The sequence below is a fragment of the Streptomyces sp. NPDC006476 genome (assembly GCF_040612015.1).
In the GTDB taxonomy this organism is placed as follows: Bacteria; Actinomycetota; Actinomycetes; order Streptomycetales; family Streptomycetaceae; genus Streptomyces; species Streptomyces griseorubiginosus_B.
Genome location: NZ_JBEXPK010000214.1, coordinates 1 through 3,507 on the forward strand (window position 1 = coordinate 1; position 3,507 = coordinate 3,507).

Sequence of the window (3,507 nt, forward strand, 5' to 3'; positions counted from 1 at the left end):
GTCGCCTTCGCCGGAGGCAGCCCGCTCGCCCTCTCGCTCGCGGCCTCCGTGCCCCCGGCTGCACCCGGCGCACCCTGGGAGCCGACCGGCGACGTGCTGACGACCTTGGTCGAACGGCTCGTGGGCGACCTGCCCAACGCCGTCCACCGGCGCGCCCTCGAGGTCGTCGCACAGGCCTACGTCACCCGCGAACCCCTGCTGCGCGCGGTGCTGGGAGACGAGGACACCGACACGGTGTTCTCCTGGCTGCGCCAACTGCCCTACATCGAGGCCACTCCCGAGGGGCTGCACCCGCACGACGCGGTGCGGGCGACCCTCCAGGCCGACCTGCGCTGGCGGGACCCCGAGCGCCACGACGACGTACGCGCCCGCATATCGCTCGCCGGCCTGCAGGCCGTGCGCGGCGCCGCCGGGGAGGACGCGCCGCTGCGGGTCGCGGAGTGGATGTTCCTCTTCCGCCGGCAGGGCGGACCGGACGACCTGTACAACTACCGGACGCACCCGCACATCGAGGACACTCCGCTCCGGCCCGAGGACGTGCCCGGCGTGCTGCGCATGGCCGAGGAGGCGGAGGGCCCGGCATCGGCGGCGGCGGTCGCGCACTGGGTGCGCCGCCAACCGGAGGCCTTCCGCGTCCACCGCTATGCGGGCTCCTCCTCACCCGTGTCATTCATGGCCATTCTGCGGCTGGACACCCCCCTGCCCGAGGACCGCGTCCAGGACCCGGTGATCGCAGCGGTCTGGGACCTCGTGGAGGCGGCCGCCCCCCTGGGGCCGGGCGAACACCTGGGCATCCGCCGCTTCGCGGTGGAACCCGGCGGGCACCAGCGGCCCTCACCCCTGATGGAACTCATCAGCCGGCGCACCATCGCCGAGGAGATGAGAGCCCACGGACGCGCGGTGACCTTCACCGTCTTCGAAGACGCCGACCGGTGGGGACGCTACCTCGCCGAGGCCGGGATGCCGCAGGTCGCGGCCGTGGATGTCGACGGCCTGCGACAGCACGTCTTCGGCCGGGACTGGCGACGGCAAACGGTGGAACAGTGGGTACAACACCGGGCTCGCACAGTGGTCACGCCCGTAGCGACATGGCCCACGACCGCCGCCACGAGGGGGCCGGGCGATCAGCCAGAGCGCGCCGCGTTCGAGGAAGGCGTGCTCGAGGCGCTGGGCACCTGGCACACCCCCCGCGAATTCGCGACCAGCGTCCTGCTGCACTCCCATCTCGTGCCGCCGGGCTCACCCGACCCGGCCGCGGACCTGCGCAGCGCCATCACCACCGCCCTCGACGCGATACAGACCGACCCCGCGGGCGTCAAAGCCCACGAGGCTCTCACCGCCACCTACATCACGGCCTCCCGCACCCACAAGGCCGCCGCCCGACGACTCGGGGTGCCCTACGGCACCTACCGGCGCCACCTCACCCTGGCCAAGGAACGCCTCATCGAACAACTGCTGCGACAACCAACCACAACAATCACCCTGACCCCGCACACTCACGAAAGCTCCGCCACACCAGCCTGTGTGGGGCCTGTCCAGTGAACTTTGCACTCTCCAACGTGGCTAGTGAGATCAGATGACAGAATTCAACCTCCTGGGTGACAAGACGGAATGGCAGAAGGACTTCGAGCGGCGGTTACACGCCTCGTACACGGCGGCCGGGCCAGGTGCGGCCGCGGCTGAGCACATGCTCGAGGACGTACGCGCCAGCATCAGCGACTGGACCGTCGCCGAGATCACGGACGCCGGGACCCGAGTGGGGTACGTCGCCGTGGTCGTGGCTGACGACAACGGCACGCTCGCGGGCCGTATCGGCGACCTCCGCGTCGACGGCGCTCCACGCTGGCCGGGGGCACGAGCAGGCCGCCCGAGACTGGGCCGAGGCATGGTGCGCGGAGCGCGGCGCACACCGGCTGGACATACGGCTCACCGAGCCCGCCGGCGAACTGTTCGACGGTTACCGCGTCCGCGGCCAGCTCAGGACGCGGCTGATCAGTGCCCCGCCGGAACCACTCGATGGCGCCACCGCACGGCCGATGACACAAGCCGAATATCCCGAGTGGCTCGCCTCCGAGAAGGCCGCCTACGTCGGCGACATCGTCCGGGCGGGAGCCCTGAGCCCCAAGGAGGCCGTACGTAAGTCCGACCGCGACTTCGCGAAGCTGATTCCCGAGGGCCTGGCGACGCCCGACAACCCCTTCCTGGTGCTCGAGGCGGCCGGCGGGCAGATCGGCACTGGTTGGTTGAAGCACGGGTACCTCCCGGGAGTCACCTACGGCTACTCTGTACATCCAGGAGCAGCACCGCCGCAAAGGGTACGGTCGGGCCGCCATGGCGGCCGGCGAACAGGCAACGCTCGCAGCCGGCGACTCGGCGCTGATGTTCACCGTGTGGGGCGGCAACGAGGCGGCAATGAGTCTTTCCTGGTAAGCGGTGGTTGCTCGTTGTGATCGCGACGCTGGCACCGCGGGTCCGTGGCATCCCCAACTTCGGGCAGACGTAAGGCCCCTGGTAGGAACGATCTTGCGAAGGAAAGTTCTGAACAAGGGGCCTCACGTCCCGATCAGTGTCACATACACCGCCGTGCTCGATGTGAAGCGGTCCACCGCCGAGCACCTGGCACGGCTGCTGCGCGACCACCGGACCGCGGTCAAGACCCGCAGGGGGCGGCGTGCGCTGAGCTGTTTCAAGCAGTCGGCAGTGATCCTGCGCTGGTTCCTTGACGGCACTCGTCTGTCCCAACTCGCCCGCGACAACGGCCTGTCGACCTCCACCGCTTACCGGTACCTCCACGAAGGACTGACCGTTCTGGCCGCCGGAGCCCCGGACCTTGCGACCGCGCTGGAGCGCGCGAAAGCGGCCGGGCTGACGCATCTGAACCTCGACGGCACCGTCATCCGCACCGACCGCGTTGCTGCCCCCGGTCCCAACGGCGCGGACCTGTGGTGGTCCGGAAAACACAAGCACCACGGAGGAAACGTGCAGGTCATCGCCACCCCGGACGGCTGGCCGATCTGGGTCTCGCCAGTACGGCCCGGCCGTGAGCACGACACCACCTGCGCCCGCCACCACGGCCTGACCGACGCCCTGGACCGCATCGCCGCCGAAACGGGCATGCCGACCCTGGTCGACCTCGGCTACGAGAACGCCGGCCCCGGCTTCCGCCACCCCGTCAAGAAGCCCGCAGGAGGTGAACTGACCGAGGCCCAGCAGACCTACAACAAGGTCATCCGAGGCATCCACGGCGTGTGCGAACGCGCCAACTCCCTACTCAAAACCACCTTCAAAGCCCTGCGCAGGGTCAGCCTCGACCCCAGCCGGATCACCAAGATCGCCGCCGCAGCCCTCGTCCTGCTCCAGCTTGAGTACGACCGCGTCATCTGAACGATCACACAGCGTCGCGATCCATTACTGTAGGGTCGGGGGCTGGCGCGGTGGCAGAGTGCTTCCGCTCCGTTTCCAGCCCCCGCCGCTTCGAACCGTGCATGCGGTTCTCCCGCACACGGC

At 69.7% G+C, this 3,507-nt stretch carries 3 protein-coding genes; all 3 read left to right on the plus strand.

All coding sequences use genetic code 11. From position 1 onward, the window contains the following. Positions 1–1,542, plus strand: a 1,542-nt coding sequence (locus tag ABZZ74_RS53050) for an ATP-binding protein (protein WP_356951292.1), incomplete at its 5' end; no start/stop codon positions are given. Between the two features lie 789 nt (positions 1,543–2,331). Then, positions 2,332–2,430: a hypothetical protein gene (locus ABZZ74_RS53055; protein ID WP_356951293.1), complete on the plus strand. Its 99-nt coding sequence runs from the start codon at positions 2,332–2,334 to the stop codon at positions 2,428–2,430. Positions 2,431–2,583: 153 nt separating this feature from the next. Beyond that, positions 2,584–3,384 (plus strand): transposase family protein, encoded by an 801-nt coding sequence (locus ABZZ74_RS53060; RefSeq protein ID WP_356951294.1) that lies wholly within the window; start codon positions 2,584–2,586, stop codon positions 3,382–3,384. Positions 3,385–3,507 lie beyond the last annotated feature (123 nt).

Coding starts and splice junctions, on each gene's coding strand:
- ABZZ74_RS53055 (WP_356951293.1), top strand. CDS start 2,332: ATGGCGGCCGGCGAACAGGCAACGCTCGCAGCCGGCGACTCGGCGCTG.